The sequence below is a fragment of the Bacillus sp. EB01 genome (genome assembly GCF_000613125.1).
Classification (GTDB): domain Bacteria; phylum Bacillota; class Bacilli; order Bacillales; family Cytobacillaceae; genus Bacillus_D.
On the sequence record NZ_HG964497.1, the window covers coordinates 4,473,492 to 4,492,042 of the forward strand.

Below are 18,551 nucleotides of genomic sequence, written 5' to 3' on the forward strand. Positions count from 1 at the left end.
TGAAGCATAATGGTACAAATGGGATTTTATATAAATCAAACACTTTGCTCTGGCTGCAAGGCTTGCACAGTTGCCTGTAAGGACAAGAAGGACCTTGAAGTAGGCCAAAATTTCCGGAGAGTATATGCTTATGAGGAAGGTTCCTATATCCAAAAGGGAACAGCGATTGTTCATAATATAAAGGCCTTCTATTTTTCGATATCGTGCAACCATTGCAAAAACCCAGCATGTTTGCCTGCTTGCCCAACTGGAGCAATTATTAAGCGAAAGGAAGATGGCATCACTATCATCGACCAGGATATTTGCCGGGGGACGAAATTCTGCATATCCGCCTGTCCTTATGGAGCACCTCAATACAACGATAAATTATTCAAGGCAAATAAATGCGATTTTTGCCTTGATCTTCAGGAAAAGGGTGAAGACCCTGTCTGCGTTTCATCCTGTATCATGAGAGCTATTGAGTATGGGCCGATCGAGGAGCTCAGGGAAAAATACGGCAAGGTTGATCAGATAAAAGGAATGCCGGATTCATCGATCACGAACCCTAATTTGGTCATCACACCACATAAAGATGCGTACATGAGTTAAACAGCAGAAGAGAAGATACCCTCTGGAAAGGCTAGTGATGGCCTCTTTTCGGGGCAAATCAAAAAAGACTTCAGCACAATGCTGAAGCCTTTTTTATGCGGATGAGAGGACTTGAACCTCCACGGGGTTGCCCCCACTAGAACCTGAATCTAGCGCGTCTGCCGATTCCGCCACACCCGCAAAAAGAATACGTTTACACTATAACACAATTCCCGATTTCTGTGCACGAAATTTTTTCTTATTGGCGACCGCAGCCCTCAATTCTTAACCATTAGAGTCGTCAAGAACCTCTATTGACGACCGTACCCTCACTTTTTAAACGATTACGGTCGTCAAGAGCCTTTATTGACGACCGCACCGGCTAGTTCTAAATCATCAGGGTCGTCAATAAATAGGGTGATTCCGCAGTCGTAAGCCCTCTAATCGGCAATATGCGCGCCTATCTCTGCCAAGGAGATTTCTCAGAAGCCTTCCTTTGTGGAGAATACAAAAAGGCAGCTATTTGCTGCCTCCTTAGAAATTTTTAGGATGTTTTTTGTTAGTTGGGCGGATTTGCCGGATTGTCACAAAGGCCGATATTACACACACGCCACCTAATAAAACAAAAATCCAGATATTCGACACTTTCATCAAAAGAGCTATGACAGGAGGGCCTGCCGCTACGCCGATAAACCGCATCGAACTGTAAATGGAAGTGATCGTTCCCCTTTCTTCCTTCTCAACACCCTCTGTAATCAGTGAATCCAGGCAGGGCAGGCTGAGTCCGATACCAATACCAGCTACCGTAAACATCAAGAGCAAATACCAAAGCTTATCGGAAAAATACAATGCGCCTATCGAAGCGCCAGCCATCACGATCCCAATCAAAATCAGCCACTTCATAAGCACTTTATTCTTTTTAATCACTTTTCCTGTAATAAAGGAAGCTAGGCATAACGCCCCCAAAGGAATGGCCAGAAACAAACCTTTTTTAATATCCTTAATCCCGTATTGTTTTTCGAAAATATCCGATAGGTAAAAAAGGATTCCAAACAATACAAACATGAGAATGCCGCCTATAAAAAAGATAGCATATAGCCAGCGTCCCTTTTTTGTAAAGGTGTCTTTGACATTTTTGAAAAATTCCTTAAACGGTATTGGTTTGGTTTTGATTTCAGGACAATGTACAAGAAACATCATCATAATAATTGATACTGAACAAAATATCGGTATGGATATGAACGGTAAATACCAGAGAATTCCCGCTAAGAAAGCTCCAAGCACAGGGCTTAGTACCTTTCCCAGCGTGTTGGATGTTTCAATCATACCCAGGGTACTGCTCACATCATCATCATTTTTAAAAAGGTCGCCAACAAGCGGCAGAACAATCGGAAAAGCCCCCGCTGCACCTACCCCCTGAAGCGCTCTCCCTGCTAGAATAATCCAATAGGCATCATTTGCCTTCCAGGAAGCCCAGCTGGAAATGATACCCCCGATTGCTGCGATGATCAAACTAGGGATGATTACTTTTTTCCTTCCAATATGGTCGGATAAATACCCCGCAAAAGGAATTAAGAGAATGGCCACGATTGAATAGACAGTAATGATCATGCTCGACTGAAAGGGTGAAATAGCCAATTCTTTTTCCATCCTCGGAAGGACCGGGATAAGCATTGAATTTCCCAAAGTCATTACGAGTGGGATGGAGGAAAGGGAAAGAATTGCCCATTTTTGTTTGGTAAGTTCTGATGACTTACCTTTCTGCTTTTTTTCTGTCCCTATACAAAGTTGATCAATGTGATCCATTTTTACTGAACCGCCTTTGCAACATATTTCTTTCCTTTGCCTTGTGGCAATGGACGTGTATACTGATTGTATCTTTACTATTTGCTTATTTTAGAAAATGTAGTTAATAAAATCTCATCCTTTTAATGGGATTAGGAGGAGTAAGGGTGACGAAAAGGGAAATAGTACAGTTTTCATTGGGGAAACCAAAGCATTATACATACAAAGAAAAGTCGTTTCGTTCAGCAATTGGAAAAGAACCTGTTCTGGAGGCGTACCTTTACAAGGATGGCCTTATTGGAGATGGGGTTGCACATCCGGAATTTCACGGTGGCCCCGACCGGGCTATTTGTTTTTATCCTTTTGAACATTATGCAAAGTGGGAAGCTGAGTTCGGCAAAAGATTAGAGCCGCCTATTTTTGGGGAAAATATTACAGCGACCGGTATGCTTGAAAAAGACGTACATATTGGTGATATTTTTAAAATTGGGGAGGCTATAGTACAAGTAACGCATGGCCGAATCCCTTGTTCGACCATTTCCAGGTTCAACAACATTGATCCTTTTTTAAAAAGGGCGATGGAAACCTGTCTGACAGGCTATTTTTTCAGGGTACTTGAAGAAGGGTCAATCAACCGGAATTCCTCTATTGAGCTTCTTGAAACTCATCCCGAAGCAGTTTCAGTTCTTGAGGTTTCCAAGGTTATTCTTCACAAAAATCGCCAAAATCAGGATGCTATTAAGCGGTATATAAATATTCCGGAATTGGCCGGTGAATGGCGAAGCAGGCTGAAGAAGATGATAAAGGTTTAGTTTGAATTTATGAAATTTTTAATTATTTTGGTTGACTTTTAAAATGAAACGATTTAAGATTAAAAACAATATAAAGCGAAGACGAAGAGTAGTAACCCGAGCGGAAGCTAAAGAGAGCTGATGGATGGTGCGAATCAGTGCGGATGATTGGGTGAATGGACTTCCGAGCACCTGACCGAACCCTTAGGGCAGTAGGCTCAGGCGGTAAGCCTTACCGTTATTATAGGCGCGTATTCGGCCGGCTTATGGCCTGATACGGACTGAGCGGGCTGTTTTCAGCCAACAAAGGTGGCACCACGGGTTTCCCGTCCTTTTTTGGACTGGAGCCCTTTTTTGCGTTTTAAAAAAATAGATATAGCAAATCGTCGAGCAAGAAGAGTACATGTTTTCAGATTGTCACAGAGAGCCGGGATGGTGGAAACCGGTACAGGAGAAAGCATCGAATGGGCTTGCGAGAGGCGTTCTGAATGGAGTAGGAATGCACGGGTTCCGCCGTTAAAAGGATAGGGTATCGGATTTTTCCTGTACCTGAAAAGAGGAAGCGGCAAATATGCTGCTTCAATCGAGGTGGCACCGCGGTTACTTAATCGTCCTCTATACACATTATTTCAATGTGTATAGGGGACTTTTTTATTTCTGAAAAAGAAAGGAGTTGTGATTTTGAAACAACAGCTAACACCGAAGGCGAAGCCGCACATAATTGAACTTAACGGAGATACATTGACTCCAGTATCAATTTTCCAGAAGCTATCGGGCTCCAAAAAATTCTTGCTCGAAAGCTCGTTGAAGCATCAGGATGCTGGACGATTTTCGTTTATAGGAACTGATCCAGTCTTTGAACTGATTACAGAGGGGAAAAGGAACAGGCTTATTAACAAGGATGGAGTAGAAACGATACTCGAGGGTAACCCACTTGTCATTATCCAGTCCTTGATGCCAGAACTTGAAGCAGCTGATTTACCTTTTCCGTTTTTTTCAGGGGCTGCAGGTTATGCGGGTTACGATCTGATCAGACTTTACGAAAATATCGGGCGAGGCCTTCCGGATGAGGTGGGCATGCCAGATGCTCATTTCATGTTTTTTGAGGAAATCATTGTGTTTGATCATATGGAACAAAAAGTTTACCTAACGGGATACCCACTTATAGAATCTACGACTGAAATCGACTTGAAGGCCAGGCTGGAATTCAGGAAAGCAGAATTAAGGAAGCAGCTATCTGAACAAGATGAGAAACCATTTAAATTGGAACCTTTCAAGCAATCCATATCCAAACAAGAATTTATTAAAAAGGTTGAATCGGTAAAGCACCACATCGAAGAAGGCGATATATTTCAGGCTGTCCTTTCGCAAAGGCTCCAGACTGATTTTTCCGGAGATACGTTTTCCTGCTACAGGAAATTGAGAACTCATAACCCTTCACCGTATATGTATTACTTGGAGTTTGGTGATTATACAGTAATTGGCACGTCGCCTGAGAGTCTCGTTAAGGTTTCCGGCAGGACAGTCTTCACAAACCCGATTGCCGGAACAAGGCCGAGGGGCGAAGATATTCATTCTGATTCGCATTTAGAACAAGAGCTGAAAGAAGATGTAAAGGAACTTGCTGAACATCGTATGCTGGTGGACCTCGGCCGAAACGATTTGGGGCGTATTTGCAAGTTTGGGACAGTAAGTGTAAGCAGATACCTTGGGATAGAAAAATACCGGCATGTGATGCATCTTGTATCTGAGTTAAAAGGCGAACTTCAAGAAGAAGTATCACCCCTGGAGGCACTTGCATCCTGTCTGCCCGCAGGGACGGTATCAGGCGCACCTAAAATACGCGCGATGGAAATCATCAATAGCCTGGAGGAGAGAAAAAGGGGCCTTTATTCGGGTGCAATTGGTTATATCTCCGCAAATGGGAATATGGATTTCGCGCTTGCAATCCGAACAATGATTGTGAAGGACGGAAAAGCCTATATCCAGGCTGGGGCAGGTATTGTCCATGATTCCGACCCGGAAAAGGAATACGAGGAAACTTTAAACAAAATGAAAGCATTCCTGGGGAGGCTGTCATGATTCTTTTAATTGATAATTATGACTCGTTTACATTCAATCTATATCAATACTTGGGCGAGCTGGGGGAAGCTGTCACAGTTATTAGGAACGACAGAATTTCGATAGAGGGAATCCGCGAACTTCAGCCAAAAGCAATTGTTCTCTCACCTGGTCCCGGGAAACCGGAGGATGCAGGAATTTGTTTGAAGATCGTAAATGACCTTTATAAAGAAATTCCGATCCTTGGTATATGCCTTGGACACCAGGCAATTGCTAAAGCACTTGGTGGTGTTGTGGCAAAGGCAAAAACGGTGATGCACGGGAAAGTATCGACAATCAAGCATAACAGAAGCCTGCTTTTTTCCAAACTGCCAGAAGAGCTTGAAGTGATGCGCTACCATTCACTTTCTGTCACTTTTCAGGCATTGCCAAAAGAGCTGATTGTTGATGCAACTGCTATTGACGACGGAGAAATAATGGCGTTCCACCATGAGAATTACCCTGTTTATGGGCTTCAGTTCCATCCAGAATCAATAGGAACTGGGGATGGCAAGCAAATTTTAAAGAATTTTATAAAAGGAATTGAAAGGATGGATACACATGAAGGAATATCTGCTTCAGCTTTCGGAGCGTAAATCACTATCGGAACCAGAGATGAAGAAGGCTGTGGGGAGGATGCTGAATGAAGAAGCCGAGGAAAGCGAAATTGCAGCATTTTTAATGGCATTAAAAATGAAGGGAGAGACACCCGCAGAAGTCGCCGGAATGGCCAATGCCATGAGAGAAAATTCGGTTAGCTTCGGGAAAGTCAATGGGGCAATCGACAACTGTGGAACCGGAGGTGATGGGGCCCAAACCTTTAATATCAGCAGCACATCGGCATTCGTGCTTGCCGGCGCGGGAGTGAAGGTAGCCAAACACGGCAACCGCAGTGTATCCAGTAAAACAGGCAGCGCCGATGTCCTTGAATTTTTGGGCATCAATCTAAATTTGTCAGCTGCTGAATCATTATCCCTGCTTGAGGATATCGGAATTACATTTCTCTACGCCCCGAATGTACATCCGAAGCTGAAACGAATCATGACGGTGAGGAAGCAACTAAAAATACCAACCGCATTCAACTTGATTGGTCCGCTTGCCAATCCGGTCGACCTGGATTACCAGCTGGTTGGTGTGTATAGGTCTGATTTTGTGCCGTTATTTGCTGAAACTCTCAAAAGGTTAGGAAGAAAGCGGGCAGTTGTTATCAACGGAGCCGGCTCGCTTGACGAAGCTTCCCTGGCAGGCGAAAACCAACTGGCAATTGTTGAAGCCGGAGAGGTCACATATGTATCAATCACACCGGAGGAAGTTGGCTTAAAGCGCTTTGAAAATAGTTCGATTAAAGGCGGAGAAGCGAAACAAAATGCCGATATTTTAAATCGGGTCCTAAAAGGTGAAGAAGGGGTTTTTAAAGACACAGTCCTTTTTAACGCAGGGATTGGATTATTTACAGCCAGGGCAGCCGGGTCAATCGAAGAAGGAGTCAAGTTGGCAAGGAAGGTCATTGATTCAGGTGCAGCCTATGAAAAACTGGAAGGCTTAAGGAAATATTCAAACCAGTTTAGAAGAGAGGCAATTTGATGGAAACGATCTTACAGAGAATTTTACAGGAAAAAGAAAAGGAAGTTAGTAAGCTAAAAGAAACTCGACGTTCTTTAACGGGACAGCATGAACCAAGAAGGTCACTTATCGAAAGGCTGAAGGACTCGGCAGAGCTATCGATTATTGCTGAGTATAAGCGTGCCTCTCCTTCCAAGGGATTGATAAACAATACTCTCGATCCAGCCGGTCAGGCCAGGCAATATGAACTCGAAGGGGCGCAGGCAATATCAGTATTGACGGATTCCACTTTCTTCAAAGGGTCTTTCGAAGATTTAAGGGCTGTACGGGAAGCAGTCGGGCTTCCGATTTTGTGCAAGGACTTCATCATTGATGAAATCCAGATAGATTGTGCAATCGAATCCGGAGCAGACTTGATCTTATTGATAGTTGCTGCTCTTGAAGAGGAGAGGCTGATTCAGCTTTATTCCCATGCGAGGCAAAACGGGGCAGAGGTGCTGGTCGAGGTGCACGATGAAAAGGAACTGGCTAGCGCCCTTCGTGCCGGAGCCGAGCTGATCGGCGTAAACAACAGGGATTTACGCACCTTTAAAGTATCGCTTGATGCAACATCATCACTTGGACCAAAAGTAAAGCAAGCAGGTGCATTTTTTATCAGCGAAAGCGGGATTCAAACAGCTGAGGATGCAAGAATTGCTGCAACTGCAGGTGCTGATGGAGTATTGGTTGGGGAATCCCTGATGAAAAGCAACAGCTTGAAAGAGAGTTTCGCAGCCTTCACAGTACCGAAGCTGGAGGCGGCCAAGAAATGAAGGTGAAAATTTGCGGAATAAAGGATGCAGCCACAGCATTGAAGGCAGTTGAATACGGTACGGATGCCCTTGGATTTGTTTTCGCTGAGAGTAAAAGGAAAATCGGTATGGAAGATGCACGCAAGATCATCAAGGAACTTCCTGACGAAGTGATGAAAGTTGGTGTGTTTGTAAATGAGGCAAGGGAGAACATTGAGGAAATTGCAAGCTATTGCGGTCTGACACATATACAGCTTCATGGCGATGAATCACCAGAGTATAGCAAATCGTTCCGATATCCAGTCATAAAAGCTATTTCTATCAATGCTCCAATGGATATAAAGAGGATGGAAGAATACGAGACAGAGTATGTTTTGTTTGACAGCCCAAAAGGCGCCTATAACGGAGGGACAGGAATTCCCTTTGACTGGAAGTCGGCTGAAGGGGTGGAATTTTTGGGAAAGAAAGTCATTCTGGCAGGTGGCTTAAATCCCAACAATGTAGCACGGGCAATTGAGATAGCTAAACCATTTATGGTTGATGTCTCGAGCGGGGTCGAAACAGATGGGCAAAAGGATGTAGCCAAGATAAAAACATTTATTGATTCAGCAAAGTTAGCGGGAGGGAAAGAGATATGACGATTTATACATTGCCGGATGAACGGGGACATTTTGGAACCTTCGGCGGGAGATATGTACCAGAAACATTGATGAAGGCTATTCTTGAAATGGAAGAGGCATACAGTGAGGCAAAGAATGACCCTGAGTTTCAAAAAGAATTTCACAGGCTGCTGGGGGAATATGTCGGCAGGGAAACGCCGCTGTACTTAGCAGAGAATTTAACCAAATATGCAGGCGGAGCAAGGATTTACCTTAAGCGGGAGGACTTGAACCATACTGGAGCACATAAAATCAACAACACCATCGGCCAGGCTTTGCTTGCACTAAGGATGGGCAAACGTAAAATTGTTGCGGAAACCGGGGCGGGACAGCACGGCGTCGCTACGGCTACAGTTTGTGCCTTACTGAATTTGGAATGTATTGTGTTTATGGGAGCGGAGGATGTGAAAAGGCAGGCCTTGAATGTTTTCAGAATGGAGCTCCTTGGCGCGAAGGTCATTAGCGTCAATTCCGGCAGTTCCACCTTGAAGGATGCTGTCAACGAAGCATTAAGGTACTGGGTCGCAAATGTGGATGATACCCACTACTTGTTGGGTTCGGTAATGGGACCACACCCGTTTCCCGTTGTTGTTAGAGATTTTCAGAGTGTGATTGGGAAAGAAACAAAGAAGCAATTCCTTGAAAAAGAGGGAAGGCTTCCTGAGGCAGTTGTCGCCTGCATTGGCGGAGGCAGCAATGCGATGGGGATGTTTTATGATTTTATTGAAAATGAAGAAGTGAAGCTTTACGGAGTTGAAGCGGCGGGCAGCGGTATTGATACACCATATCATGCGGCGTCGCTGACAAAAGGGAAACCAGGTGTGCTTCACGGTGCATTCATGTATCTTTTGCAAAATGAGGACGGCCAGATTCAGGAGGCCCATTCAATTTCAGCTGGCCTTGATTATCCAGGGGTCGGTCCAGAGCACAGCTACTTGAATGATACAGGCCGGGTTAAGTATGACTCGATTACAGATGAAGAGGCGTTAAAAGCATTTAAGCTGCTATCCATAAAGGAAGGAATCATACCGGCTCTTGAAAGTGCCCATGCTGTTTCGTTTGCGGTAAAGCTTGCAGCTGGAATGCCTAAGGAAGAAGCAGTTGTCGTGTGCCTGTCAGGCAGGGGCGACAAAGACATAGATTCGGTAAAGGACAAACTGAAGGGAGTGAGCATTGATGAATAGGCTGACAGGAAAATTTCAACAGCTTGCAATAGAAAACGAAAAAGCTTTTGTTCCATATATTATGGCGGGTGACGGAGGTATTGAAATCCTAAGCGAGCGAATAAAACAGCTTGAAGAATTCGGAGCTTCAGCGGTTGAAGTAGGCATACCATTTTCTGATCCGGTTGCTGATGGACCGGTCATTCAAAGAGCCGGCATCCGGGCACTGAAGAGAGGCACAACCTTAAAGGGTGCATTGCAGCAAATTGGAGTGGCAAGAGGGTCTGTTTCCATACCAATCGTTGTCATGACCTACTTAAATCCAATCCTCGCTTTCGGGATTGATCATTTTGTAAGTGAATGTATTTTAGCTGGAGTTGACGGCTGTATTATTCCAGACATGCCGATAGAGGAGGAATCTCTCTTAGAACCACAGTTTACTCAGGCGGGAATTGAGCTGATCCGCCTCGTTACATTGACAACTCCATTCGAGAGAATTGAGCAAATCTCGAAGAAAGGAAATGGGTTCCTTTACGCGGTGACAGTAAAAGGAGTGACCGGAGGCAGACGAAGCTTCCAGGAAGAGCTGAAAGAATTTCTTGAAAAAGTAAAAGCAGTAAGCACGATTCCGGTTTTGGCCGGTTTCGGGATTTCCACAAGGGATCAGGCTATTGAGTTGGCTGATCATTGTGACGGGGTGATTGTCGGAAGCAGGGTGGTTGAACTGTTCCATGAAGGAAATATATCTGAAGTCGAGGAGCTTGTTTCGTCATTCAAAAAAATTGCTGCAGATCATTGATAAACGCTAGCAGAAAAGCCGCGCTGATGCGGCTTTTCTGGTATTTTGAAATGGGCGGCCCCATTTAAAAGCTTCCAGGAGTATAAAGTTTCATTATTTCGCAAGTAACAGAGATTTTTTTAAAATAGGGGGGAAAGCTGTGGGGGCTGCCAACTTTTGTAGTTCTCTTTATAATGGGGAATTAGCGTTTGCCAGTTGGACCTCCTAAAATTTCTCGTACAAATATAAATAGTGCCATTTGTTACAGAGACAATTCTGATATTCCACTATACTAATAATGAATTAATTTACTTGGAGATTAAGGAATTAGAGGTGGGCAGGATGAAGCTGTATGAAGGAATATTGAGAATCCTGGATGAGAGAGGGCCGCTTCCTTTTTCATTCATTTACAATGAAGCAAGGAATCTTTTTAATTCCAATGAGACAGCTTTCGACCCAGGTGAAGTTCAAAATGCTGTAGCACGTAAAAGGGATTTATTTCTCATTAATAACGAGATTGTTTCAATTCATCCTGATAAGGATTTGCTTCAAGTTCATGTTTTTGCTGAAATGCCTGGAAAGCCAGCCTGTCAGTGTATCATTAATTTTGAAAAAGAAAGATTTGTCTATACAGAATGGCTTGATAACGGTTTTCCAAACCATTCACCAAAGCATTTCCCCGGTACTTTCGGTGACATTCGTTTATTCAAGGCAGCGGTTTACAAGCTAGCAATTTGGGACTGGGAACAAACCTATATAACAGGTGAGGGTATTATTCTGAATGGAAATAGCTGGTTTGTGCATATTAAAACAAAAACAACGGAATATAAAGTCTCTGGACATAACGGCTATCCTGAAAATTGGCAATCGTTATGCAGGGCATTACACGTTTTGACTGGCTCCCCATATTGGTGAGCTTTTTTATTTTAGTGATATTTTTTTATTTTATTTACCCAGTATTGATGTGCTAAAAAAGGCGCCGGGTTGCAATTACTCACAAATTCTTTAAAATAAAGGAAGTAGAGTATAGAAATTAGAGGTGCGATAGAATCTTGAGAGACATTACAATAGAAGAAATGTTCAATATTAAAAATCCTGTTGTCATAGATGTCCGTTCTCCAATCGAATTTGAGGAAGGTGCCATACCAGGAGCAGTTAATATTCCGCTGTTCACTAATGAAGAGCGGAGCGAAGTCGGTACAATCTATAAAAAAGAAGGGACAGATGCCGCAAAATGGCGGGCAATGGAAATTGTATCGCCAAAATTGCCGGACATGCTGTCTGAAATCCGCAAATTCGGCGGGCAGGGGAACAATCTAATCATCCAGTGCTGGCGCGGAGGTTCGAGAAGCAAGGCTGTTACAAGCTTCCTTGAATTCTCGGGTATAAACGCAAGACGCCTGCAAGGCGGCTATAAAGCTTATCGGCAGTCCATCTTAAAAGAATTGCCTGAGCTTATGCCGAAAAAAGCGGTTGTCCTGCATGGCATGACAGGTACAGGAAAAACTGAAATACTCAAAATCCTTTCCGCCAAAGGATATCCTGTCCTTGACCTTGAACAACTTGCCAATCACCGAGGTTCAATATTTGGGGCTATTGGGCTAGGCCAAGGGAACAGCCAGAAAACGTTTGATGCCTTGCTGCATGACAGGCTAATGGAATTAAAGGGTTCGCCATATGTCATTATGGAAGCAGAAAGCAAGCGAATTGGCCGTGTTGTGCTTCCAGATGAACTTATGGAAGTTAAGCAGAATGGCATCAATATTCAAACGAACCTCCCTATGGACAAGCGAATTGCGCTTATCAAAGCTGAATACATTACTCCATACCAAAATGAACCATGGTACTATGATAATGTAAAAACAGCTCTTGAGAGAATTGAAAAAAGAATCAAGGACCATGAGGCAAAAGTCCAGCTATTTGAGCTTCTTAACGCAAGGGACTATACAGGCATGATTAAAATACTTCTGGAATCGTATTATGATTCGATGTATGGGCATAAACAAGAAGAATATGATGGTAAGTTTATAAATTTTGCTGCGGAGAGCTTTGAAGATGCAGCGAAGAAGATCGAAGATTATTTAGACGGGATGGCACCTATGCCAACTGTACCAGTTAATCAGTCATGACAAAATAGCGCGCTTTGCCTATAAAAAATAAGTAGCCGCTGGGGGGAACCCCAGCGGCTGTTCGCATGGCTTAGCAATATTAGAATTTACGTTACTTTTTGAAAGGCCTTAGCCCTCTCCTCTGAATTTCATCCTTAAGGATCTTAATCCATTCTTTTTCCCCAGACTTCATTGCATCACGGTACGAAACGACAAGCTGCTCATTGCTCATAATTCTCATTGATTGCATTGCCTCCTTGGAAATAATAATGGATTGAATATTCAGTTTTTACTATTGTAAAGCAAAACAGTACTTTTGAGAACCCTTTTTAAGGAATTTTTTTAAAAAGGTACTTTCGGACGAGCTTCGCTGACTTTCCTCCTAGTTTTGCCCTGGGAAGCTTAATTTTCAAATTCTAAGTTTTCTGAGATGTTTTGGACAATATTCCCGCGTGGTAAATATGGAGCAGAACGTTTTTTGAAAGTAGGCGAGGATTATGGAATTATACGGATTAGAGTATGAGGATATGGCATTTACAAACCTCCGCTTTATCAGGAAAGATACAATCTGCAATACTGTATATTTAACCTTTAAAGATTATTTAACTGAGGAAGTACTAACCTTTGATTTTGATAAAAATATGAATGTTAAACCGTGCTTTAGAATTGATTTATTGCAAGGGTATTATACAGAGCCGCTTGCAGACACCCCCCGTCATTCATTATACTAATAGTATACCAAGAATCAGGGGGAATAGACGTGCAACATATGGACTGGCAAACGAAAACCACTATTAAAAAGGTAAAATGTGTGCATGCGGATGCTAAGAAGTACATCGTAAACAATGTACTGACACCCGGTAAAGAATATGATGTTAAAAATGAAACCGATGAGTTTTATTTTGTTGTGGATAATACCGGCAAAGTGGGCGGATATTACAAGGAATATTTCGAGGAAGCATAACGGTTGAACTGCCGGCCTAACCGGCGGTTTTTCTATTTTAGGGGGAGAATTGTGATAAAAAATACAAGTATCAGATTAGAGGGGCAGACGGTTTTACTCGTTCCCATGGAGGAAAGCCACAGAGTTGGCTTGTGGGCGGCCGCAGAACCAGAGGAGATATGGCAATTCATGGCCACCAGGGTTCGCAGCCGCGAGGAAATGGATAGGACGGTTGCCGAAGCGATTGCAGAAAAAGAAAAAGGTACGCAAATCCCTTTTACAATCATTAGGAAAAGAGATGCGGCCATAATAGGAAGTACGAGATATCTTGATATCTCATTAAGAAATGAGAGCCTTGAGATTGGCTGGACATGGCTCAATCCTTCAGCTTGGAGAACAAGCATTAACACGGAATGTAAATACCTGCTTCTGAAGCATGCCTTTGAGGAACTAGGCATGAACCGGGTCCTGCTAAAGACTGATGGCAGAAACAATCGGTCGCAGAAAGCAATTGAACGGATCGGTGCTGTTAGAGAAGGCGTGCTTCGTATGGATAGAAAGCTGGCTGACGGATACATAAGAGATACTGTCATGTATAGCATCCTTGCCTCTGAGTGGCAGGATGTAAAATTAAAGCTCGAAAAGATTCTAGAGGACCAGGCATACTAATAGCAATAATTTCAATCCCTTCTTTAAGCTGTTATAATGCCAAAAACAGAGGTGTTTGGATGCAATACCTTTTTGTGGGGCTTGGCGGAGCAATCGGGAGCCTGCTTAGGTACATACTTTCTGGTTTGAATGATCCCGAGCTTGTGTTTCCAATTGGTACACTTGCAATTAATCTTTCGGGGTCGTTTTTTCTCGGCTGGTTCACCGCCCGTATACTATCACCCGGAAAAATACATACAAATTGGGCGGGGTTCTTTACTACCGGGATTACAGGTTCATTTACAACTTTTTCAGCATTTTGTCTGGAAACAGTCTTGCTCCTCGATAAGGGACATTTTCTGATTGCAAGTTTCTATTTGCTGCTTAGTCTTGCCGGGGGTCTTGGCCTTGTTTCCCTAGGTATCTCTATCGGGAAAAAGCAGGCGGAAAAGGCAGGTGGGAAGGGATGACAGTTGCTTTCATTGCTGCCGGGGGATTTCTTGGCGCTGTCACGAGGTATTCCTTCTCCAGATGGCTGAATTCAAACCATTCTTCCAGAATTCCGTATGGGACCCTGGTTGCAAACCTTATAGGTGCCTTTCTGCTTGGCTTTTTGATAGTTAAAGCAGCGAATGGGAGTGTTTATGCGTTTGTCGGTATTGGCTTTACTGGGGCGCTAACAACTTTTTCAACGCTAATGCTCGAACTCAATAAGCTGCAGCTGAACTTGAAGGCCATTTTATATGCACTGATAAGTTTTGGAGCAGGTCTATTACTGCTGACTGCAGGAATGTTTCTAGGAAAATAAAAATCAAAAGCCCTTCAGGATGCCTGAAGGGCTTCTAACTATTTTTGTAGTGATGGTAATACTAGCTGTTCCTTTGGCTCCTGATACAGCTTTCTGCTGATCCATGATTGAATGATCAGGAACATCCCGCCCACTGTCCAGTAAAGGGGCAGCGCTGCCGGCGCATTAAAGGAAAACATCACAATCATGATTGGAGACATCAGTCCCATAAGTTTCATTTGTTTTTGCTGCTCTGCAGTCATTGCAGACTGTGAGAACTTGAATTGCAAGTAATAAACAACTCCGGCTAGTAAGGTGATCCCAAGGTCAGGACTGCCCAGGCTGAACCAAAGGAAATCATGCGAAGCAATTTCAGCCGAATTACGGATGGCATAGTAAAATCCTGTTAAGATAGGCATCTGGATTAAAATCGGCAGGCAGCCCATATTCAAAGGGTTGATGCCATGCTTTTGATATATTCCCATCATCTGCGTTTGCAATTCCTTTTGCTTGGCAGGGTCTTTCTCAGCCTGGATTTTTTTCTGCAATTCATCCATTTCCGGCTTCATTTTCTCCATTTTGCCCTTCATCGCAATCTGCCCCTTGTATTGCTTGAGCATAAGCGGCATCAACACAAGTCTGATGATAAGGGTAACAACAATAATGGCCAGCCCGTAACTTCCGGCAAATAATTCACCTAGGAAGTGAATGGCAGCCGTAAAAGGATTGACGAAGTAAGTGGTAAAAAAGCCCGTGTCTCCAGGACCTGATGAGCATCCTGCAAGAGTGGCGATAGTTAGCGTAAGAATAGTTAAAAGTAAAAGATTTGATTTCCCTTTCATAGTTCCTCCTGTTTTTTTAAAAATATGGTCAGTTCAGGAAGGAAAGGGAAGCTTCAGGGTCTTCAGTGGGACAGTACTTCATCCGGATATACTTGCCTATCCACATGACGATAAAATTCTGGTTAAGCCTGCTATTTGTCTGTTGGTATACAGAAAATCCCAACCCTGCAGGCTGGTTTGGCCTGTCCAAGATTGATACTGGATTTTCTATGGCCCATAGTAGCAGGTATTTTAACGCAATCGCCAGGTAAAATCCGGTATAGAGTGCCACCCAGGCATTTATGTCATATAATTCAGCTGAAAAGTCCATACCTGGATACACCTCCTCTTATATAAAAATTATACGTGAGAAAGAGGGAAAGAGCAATGAGAAGCAATGGAAGAGGAGGGGGAAAACTGCCTAAATTTTATTGTGGAAAAAGAGTGTTTGAACTTAACTAGCTAGAGAAGTAACACAGCTGTCGAATGTCTGAAGGATGAGCATTAGTAAGAGGCAGACAATAGCCTGCCTCTTGTTTTTTAAGCTCCATGATCAATTTTTCCAGTAGGGATTGATATAAGGTTTGAGGCTGATAGTCTTTTCCTTACATTTATTCCCACAACAGATGCAAGGTAGGCTTTTAGCAAACCAAGAGGAATGAACGGATAAAAGCCTGCTTTCATTGCTCCCTGCCACTCAAGGCTTAGTGCGATTTTCAGCCATGCTGTCCCGAATGCAAGTGTGATAAACATGCCGATAATATTGGCAATCAATGCATTTTTGACTGAGAAGCTTGTTTTTTCAAGTATGAGTCCAATTATAAAAGCTGTAGGGATGAATCCGACAAGGAATCCTCCGGTAGGGCCGATCAAAACCGCCAGTCCTGCTTTCATCTCTGCAAACACCGGGACACCTGCAGCACCTAAAGCCAAATACAATAAAACAGATAAAGTGCCATAACGGGCTCCAAGAATAGTTGCTGCAAGCCCAATTGCAAGTGTCTGGCCTGTAAACGGCACAACTGGCATTGGAATGCTTATTTGTGCAAGAACAGCAATAATTGAAGCAAATAATGCAGCCATAATCATTTTTCTTAGTCTTTGTTGCTCAGTTGACATACGTTTTCCCCCTTATGTATGTTAACCTATGATTAGATTTGGTTAACATATATAAAATAAATCAGAGATATATAGATTGTCAACTATGTTGGAAAATAAAAAATCCTTCATGCTGAATGAAGGATTGTGGTTTTACCAATAGGTTATTGTATCGAATATACCTATGATGATGAGAAAGAAGCCTGCTGTTTTCTGGAACGCACTTCCTATTTTCCTGCTTTTTCGAACTAACGCCCCGTCCATTCCCATAAACCAAACTACACCCAGGAAGAGAATGAGCGGCAGTGATGTGCCAATTGCGAATACAGGAGGGAGGACAAACCCATAAGAAGTCCCCAGTACTATAGGCATCAAGGTCATGAAAAATAAAATGAACATTGTCGGGCAAAAGGAGATTGAAAAGGCCGCACCCATCAAAAATTGCCCCCACTTGCCAACAGCCTTTACTTCCGGGACAAAAGAATACAGCTTATTTAAAAAAGGTAGTTTTAAATAACCAGCCAAATAAATTCCTAGAATAATAATGAACGGGCCAATTGCTTTCCGGGCAGCGGCAAAAAAGCTGATAATCCCGTCCTGAAATTCCCTGCCCGCGAACCATACAAGTAAGCCTAGGCTTGAAAAGACGGCAATTTTACCAAGGATAAAGAAAAGGGCATCAACGAGTTGTCCGGCTGTCTGCATACTTTTATTTCCATAGAACGTAATCGCACTAATATTTCCGGTTAATTGGCAGGGAGCCAGTGCACCGACAATTCCAAGAATGAATGCAGCCAGCAGCGGAATTGACTCAGTTCCACTCACCATAGCATGGAAAGGGGAGCTGAGGAAATTGCTGATATCACTTAATATTTGGTACATCGGTTCATTACTCCAATCATGCTGCTTTATATGTTGAGGATATCATAATTTTTTGAAGAAACTGTGCAGAAAAAATGTCAGGTTAAAGAAATATATTAATGCGATTTTCTGGCGGTTCTAAAAATATATCGGTCAAAGTAACAAATATATCCCCTGCTTTTTTGATTATTTATCCCTTGTTCACAAATTTATCGGACGGTTTTCGGAATTTATCGCCTGCTTTTATGATTTTATCGGAAAAGTTCACAACTTAGACACAAACGTTAGGCTCCCAAAATCAAAAATGCTGCCCACGGGGACAGCATTTTACCTCGACACTATTAAACTGTTGGAGCTAACCAATGTTTGGTGATAAGCTCATAGGCTTCTTGAACTTTTTCCTCGTTCGGAGGTTCAACATCGTTCAATTGATACTCGAGCCCGAGTGTTTCCCACTTATAGACACCGAGTTTATGATAAGGCAGAATTTCAATCTTATTGACATTTTTCAGTGTGCCAATGAATTCACCGAGTTTAGCCAGATCAGCCGGGTCGTCTGTAACTCCAGGAACAAGCACGTGCCTGACCCATATTGGTTTATTTTTGTCGGACAAATATTTTGCGAATTCAAGGATATGGTCATTGGCCATTCCTGTCAGGCTAATATGCTTTTTCCTGTCAATATGCTTTAGGTCAAGCAAGATAAGATCGGTATAGTCCATCAACTCATCAAGAGGGTCAAGGAAATGCCTTGAACTGGAGAAACAGCCGCCGGATGAATCTATAGTCGTATGGATTCCCTCAGCTTTGCATGCTTTAAACAATTCGACGAGGAAAGGGACCTGAAGGAGGGGCTCACCGCCGCTGATAGTGATACCTCCGCCAGATGATTCAATGAAAGGGAGGTATGAACGGAGGTCATCCATTATTTCGTCAACAGTGATTTTTCGTCCTGTGCCAATTTCCCAGGTATCGGCATTGTGGCAGAACTGGCAGCGCAGCAGGCATCCTTGTGTGAAAATAACGTAGCGGATACCAGGGCCATCGACTGTTCCAAACGTTTCAATTGAATGTATGTTTCCGTTCAT

At 43.1% G+C, this 18,551-nt stretch carries 23 protein-coding genes, 1 tRNA gene and 2 other annotated features; of the genes, 16 read left to right on the plus strand and 8 right to left on the minus strand.

Annotated features, from left to right (window positions below):
* Nucleotides 1-9: 9 nt before the first annotated feature.
* The gene (locus tag TY16_RS20965; RefSeq protein WP_043933718.1) at nucleotides 10-588 is read left to right on the plus strand and encodes a DMSO/selenate family reductase complex B subunit; all 579 of its coding nucleotides are present in this window, start codon (nucleotides 10-12) and stop codon (nucleotides 586-588) included.
* A 96-nt stretch (nucleotides 589-684) separates the two neighbouring features.
* On the opposite strand, the gene TY16_RS20970 is transcribed toward TY16_RS20965, so the two are convergent.
* Nucleotides 685-768, minus strand: a tRNA-Leu gene (locus tag TY16_RS20970).
* A 333-nt stretch (nucleotides 769-1,101) separates the two neighbouring features.
* Nucleotides 1,102-2,373: an MFS transporter gene (locus TY16_RS20975; RefSeq protein WP_043933719.1), complete on the minus strand. Its 1,272-nt coding sequence runs from the start codon at nucleotides 2,371-2,373 to the stop codon at nucleotides 1,102-1,104.
* A 125-nt stretch (nucleotides 2,374-2,498) separates the two neighbouring features.
* On the opposite strand from TY16_RS20975, the gene TY16_RS20980 reads away from it, so the two are divergent.
* From TY16_RS20980 to mnmH, 10 genes are all read left to right on the plus strand, one after another.
* On the plus strand, nucleotides 2,499-3,164 hold the full coding sequence (locus tag TY16_RS20980; RefSeq protein ID WP_043933720.1) for an MOSC domain-containing protein: 666 nt from the start codon (nucleotides 2,499-2,501) through the stop codon (nucleotides 3,162-3,164).
* A gap of 69 nt (nucleotides 3,165-3,233) precedes the next feature.
* Nucleotides 3,234-3,480: a binding site (T-box leader), on the plus strand.
* Nucleotides 3,481-3,520: 40 nt separating this feature from the next.
* Nucleotides 3,521-3,762: a binding site (T-box leader), on the plus strand.
* A gap of 56 nt (nucleotides 3,763-3,818) precedes the next feature.
* Nucleotides 3,819-5,225, plus strand: a complete 1,407-nt coding sequence (trpE, locus tag TY16_RS20985) for an anthranilate synthase component I (protein ID WP_442853235.1) — start codon at nucleotides 3,819-3,821, stop codon at nucleotides 5,223-5,225.
* On the plus strand, nucleotides 5,222-5,839 hold the full coding sequence (locus tag TY16_RS20990; protein ID WP_043933722.1) for an anthranilate synthase component II: 618 nt from the start codon (nucleotides 5,222-5,224) through the stop codon (nucleotides 5,837-5,839). Before trpE ends, TY16_RS20990 begins: the two co-directional genes overlap by 4 nt.
* Nucleotides 5,805-6,827, plus strand: a complete 1,023-nt coding sequence (gene trpD, locus TY16_RS20995) for an anthranilate phosphoribosyltransferase (RefSeq protein WP_043933723.1) — start codon at nucleotides 5,805-5,807, stop codon at nucleotides 6,825-6,827. The genes TY16_RS20990 and trpD overlap by 35 nt, the downstream gene beginning before the upstream one ends.
* Entirely contained in the window at nucleotides 6,827-7,618 is a 792-nt protein-coding gene (gene trpC / locus TY16_RS21000) for an indole-3-glycerol phosphate synthase TrpC (RefSeq protein ID WP_043933724.1), read from the plus strand. The genes trpD and trpC overlap by 1 nt, the downstream gene beginning before the upstream one ends.
* Nucleotides 7,615-8,235, plus strand: coding sequence for a phosphoribosylanthranilate isomerase (locus TY16_RS21005; protein ID WP_043933725.1), 621 nt, complete (start codon nucleotides 7,615-7,617; stop codon nucleotides 8,233-8,235). Before trpC ends, TY16_RS21005 begins: the two co-directional genes overlap by 4 nt.
* Nucleotides 8,232-9,440, plus strand: coding sequence for a tryptophan synthase subunit beta (trpB, locus tag TY16_RS21010; protein WP_043933726.1), 1,209 nt, complete (start codon nucleotides 8,232-8,234; stop codon nucleotides 9,438-9,440). The genes TY16_RS21005 and trpB overlap by 4 nt, the downstream gene beginning before the upstream one ends.
* On the plus strand, nucleotides 9,433-10,218 hold the full coding sequence (trpA, locus tag TY16_RS21015) for a tryptophan synthase subunit alpha (RefSeq protein ID WP_043933727.1): 786 nt from the start codon (nucleotides 9,433-9,435) through the stop codon (nucleotides 10,216-10,218). Before trpB ends, trpA begins: the two co-directional genes overlap by 8 nt.
* 321 nt (nucleotides 10,219-10,539) lie before the next feature.
* Nucleotides 10,540-11,112, plus strand: coding sequence for a hypothetical protein (locus TY16_RS21020; protein WP_043933728.1), 573 nt, complete (start codon nucleotides 10,540-10,542; stop codon nucleotides 11,110-11,112).
* Nucleotides 11,113-11,249: 137 nt separating this feature from the next.
* Nucleotides 11,250-12,326 carry a tRNA 2-selenouridine(34) synthase MnmH gene (gene mnmH, locus TY16_RS21025; protein ID WP_043933729.1) on the plus strand — a complete coding sequence of 359 codons (1,077 nt, stop codon included), beginning with the start codon at nucleotides 11,250-11,252 and terminating at the stop codon, nucleotides 12,324-12,326.
* Between the two features lie 91 nt (nucleotides 12,327-12,417).
* Here the strand turns inward: mnmH and sda are convergent, their stop codons facing one another.
* Entirely contained in the window at nucleotides 12,418-12,546 is a 129-nt protein-coding gene (sda, locus tag TY16_RS21030; protein ID WP_043933730.1) for a sporulation histidine kinase inhibitor Sda, read from the minus strand.
* 256 nt (nucleotides 12,547-12,802) lie between these two features.
* On the opposite strand from sda, the gene TY16_RS21035 reads away from it, so the two are divergent.
* From TY16_RS21035 to TY16_RS21055, 5 genes are read left to right on the plus strand one after another with little or no spacing between them, the layout of a single operon-like run.
* Nucleotides 12,803-13,036, plus strand: a complete 234-nt coding sequence (locus tag TY16_RS21035; RefSeq protein ID WP_043933731.1) for a hypothetical protein — start codon at nucleotides 12,803-12,805, stop codon at nucleotides 13,034-13,036.
* 38 nt (nucleotides 13,037-13,074) lie between these two features.
* Nucleotides 13,075-13,269: a DUF6501 family protein gene (locus tag TY16_RS21040; protein ID WP_442853261.1), complete on the plus strand. Its 195-nt coding sequence runs from the start codon at nucleotides 13,075-13,077 to the stop codon at nucleotides 13,267-13,269.
* 51 nt (nucleotides 13,270-13,320) lie between these two features.
* On the plus strand, nucleotides 13,321-13,917 hold the full coding sequence (locus TY16_RS21045) for a GNAT family N-acetyltransferase (protein ID WP_155922295.1): 597 nt from the start codon (nucleotides 13,321-13,323) through the stop codon (nucleotides 13,915-13,917).
* 59 nt (nucleotides 13,918-13,976) lie between these two features.
* Entirely contained in the window at nucleotides 13,977-14,366 is a 390-nt protein-coding gene (gene crcB, locus TY16_RS21050) for a fluoride efflux transporter CrcB (RefSeq protein WP_043933733.1), read from the plus strand.
* Complete coding sequence (locus TY16_RS21055; protein ID WP_043933734.1) at nucleotides 14,363-14,704, plus strand: fluoride efflux transporter FluC; 342 nt, start codon at nucleotides 14,363-14,365, stop codon at nucleotides 14,702-14,704. Before crcB ends, TY16_RS21055 begins: the two co-directional genes overlap by 4 nt.
* A gap of 38 nt (nucleotides 14,705-14,742) precedes the next feature.
* Here the strand turns inward: TY16_RS21055 and yidC are convergent, their stop codons facing one another.
* The 5 genes from yidC to pflA form a co-directional block, all read right to left on the minus strand.
* Complete coding sequence (gene yidC / locus TY16_RS21060; protein WP_043933735.1) at nucleotides 14,743-15,525, minus strand: membrane protein insertase YidC; 783 nt, start codon at nucleotides 15,523-15,525, stop codon at nucleotides 14,743-14,745.
* A 28-nt stretch (nucleotides 15,526-15,553) separates the two neighbouring features.
* Nucleotides 15,554-15,835, minus strand: a complete 282-nt coding sequence (locus tag TY16_RS21065) for a hypothetical protein (protein ID WP_043933736.1) — start codon at nucleotides 15,833-15,835, stop codon at nucleotides 15,554-15,556.
* A gap of 209 nt (nucleotides 15,836-16,044) precedes the next feature.
* Nucleotides 16,045-16,623 (minus strand): biotin transporter BioY, encoded by a 579-nt coding sequence (locus tag TY16_RS21070; protein WP_043933737.1) that lies wholly within the window; start codon nucleotides 16,621-16,623, stop codon nucleotides 16,045-16,047.
* Nucleotides 16,624-16,755: 132 nt separating this feature from the next.
* Complete coding sequence (locus TY16_RS21075) at nucleotides 16,756-17,484, minus strand: urease accessory protein UreH domain-containing protein (RefSeq protein WP_043933738.1); 729 nt, start codon at nucleotides 17,482-17,484, stop codon at nucleotides 16,756-16,758.
* Between the two features lie 320 nt (nucleotides 17,485-17,804).
* Nucleotides 17,805-18,551: a pyruvate formate-lyase-activating protein gene (gene pflA / locus TY16_RS21080; protein ID WP_043933739.1), complete on the minus strand. Its 747-nt coding sequence runs from the start codon at nucleotides 18,549-18,551 to the stop codon at nucleotides 17,805-17,807.

Excerpts from the sequence above, each read along its gene's own strand:
- TY16_RS20990 (WP_043933722.1), top strand. The coding sequence starts at position 5,222 with ATGATTCTTTTAATTGATAATTATGACTCGTTTACATTCAATCTATAT.
- trpD (WP_043933723.1), top strand. The coding sequence starts at position 5,805 with ATGAAGGAATATCTGCTTCAGCTTTCGGAGCGTAAATCACTATCGGAA.
- TY16_RS21075 (WP_043933738.1), bottom strand. The coding sequence starts at position 17,484 with ATGTACCAAATATTAAGTGATATCAGCAATTTCCTCAGCTCCCCTTTC.
- TY16_RS21005 (WP_043933725.1), top strand. The coding sequence starts at position 7,615 with ATGAAGGTGAAAATTTGCGGAATAAAGGATGCAGCCACAGCATTGAAG.
- pflA (WP_043933739.1), bottom strand. The coding sequence starts at position 18,551 with ATGAACGGAAACATACATTCAATTGAAACGTTTGGAACAGTCGATGGC.
- trpA (WP_043933727.1), top strand. The coding sequence starts at position 9,433 with ATGAATAGGCTGACAGGAAAATTTCAACAGCTTGCAATAGAAAACGAA.
- TY16_RS21055 (WP_043933734.1), top strand. The coding sequence starts at position 14,363 with ATGACAGTTGCTTTCATTGCTGCCGGGGGATTTCTTGGCGCTGTCACG.
- TY16_RS21035 (WP_043933731.1), top strand. The coding sequence starts at position 12,803 with ATGGAATTATACGGATTAGAGTATGAGGATATGGCATTTACAAACCTC.
- TY16_RS20965 (WP_043933718.1), top strand. The coding sequence starts at position 10 with ATGGTACAAATGGGATTTTATATAAATCAAACACTTTGCTCTGGCTGC.
- TY16_RS21070 (WP_043933737.1), bottom strand. The coding sequence starts at position 16,623 with ATGTCAACTGAGCAACAAAGACTAAGAAAAATGATTATGGCTGCATTA.
- TY16_RS20975 (WP_043933719.1), bottom strand. The coding sequence starts at position 2,373 with ATGGATCACATTGATCAACTTTGTATAGGGACAGAAAAAAAGCAGAAA.
- trpB (WP_043933726.1), top strand. The coding sequence starts at position 8,232 with ATGACGATTTATACATTGCCGGATGAACGGGGACATTTTGGAACCTTC.
- yidC (WP_043933735.1), bottom strand. The coding sequence starts at position 15,525 with ATGAAAGGGAAATCAAATCTTTTACTTTTAACTATTCTTACGCTAACT.
- TY16_RS20980 (WP_043933720.1), top strand. The coding sequence starts at position 2,499 with ATGGGATTAGGAGGAGTAAGGGTGACGAAAAGGGAAATAGTACAGTTT.
- trpC (WP_043933724.1), top strand. The coding sequence starts at position 6,827 with ATGGAAACGATCTTACAGAGAATTTTACAGGAAAAAGAAAAGGAAGTT.
- TY16_RS21040 (WP_442853261.1), top strand. The coding sequence starts at position 13,075 with ATGGACTGGCAAACGAAAACCACTATTAAAAAGGTAAAATGTGTGCAT.
- TY16_RS21065 (WP_043933736.1), bottom strand. The coding sequence starts at position 15,835 with ATGGACTTTTCAGCTGAATTATATGACATAAATGCCTGGGTGGCACTC.
- sda (WP_043933730.1), bottom strand. The coding sequence starts at position 12,546 with ATGAGAATTATGAGCAATGAGCAGCTTGTCGTTTCGTACCGTGATGCA.
- crcB (WP_043933733.1), top strand. The coding sequence starts at position 13,977 with ATGCAATACCTTTTTGTGGGGCTTGGCGGAGCAATCGGGAGCCTGCTT.
- TY16_RS21020 (WP_043933728.1), top strand. The coding sequence starts at position 10,540 with ATGAAGCTGTATGAAGGAATATTGAGAATCCTGGATGAGAGAGGGCCG.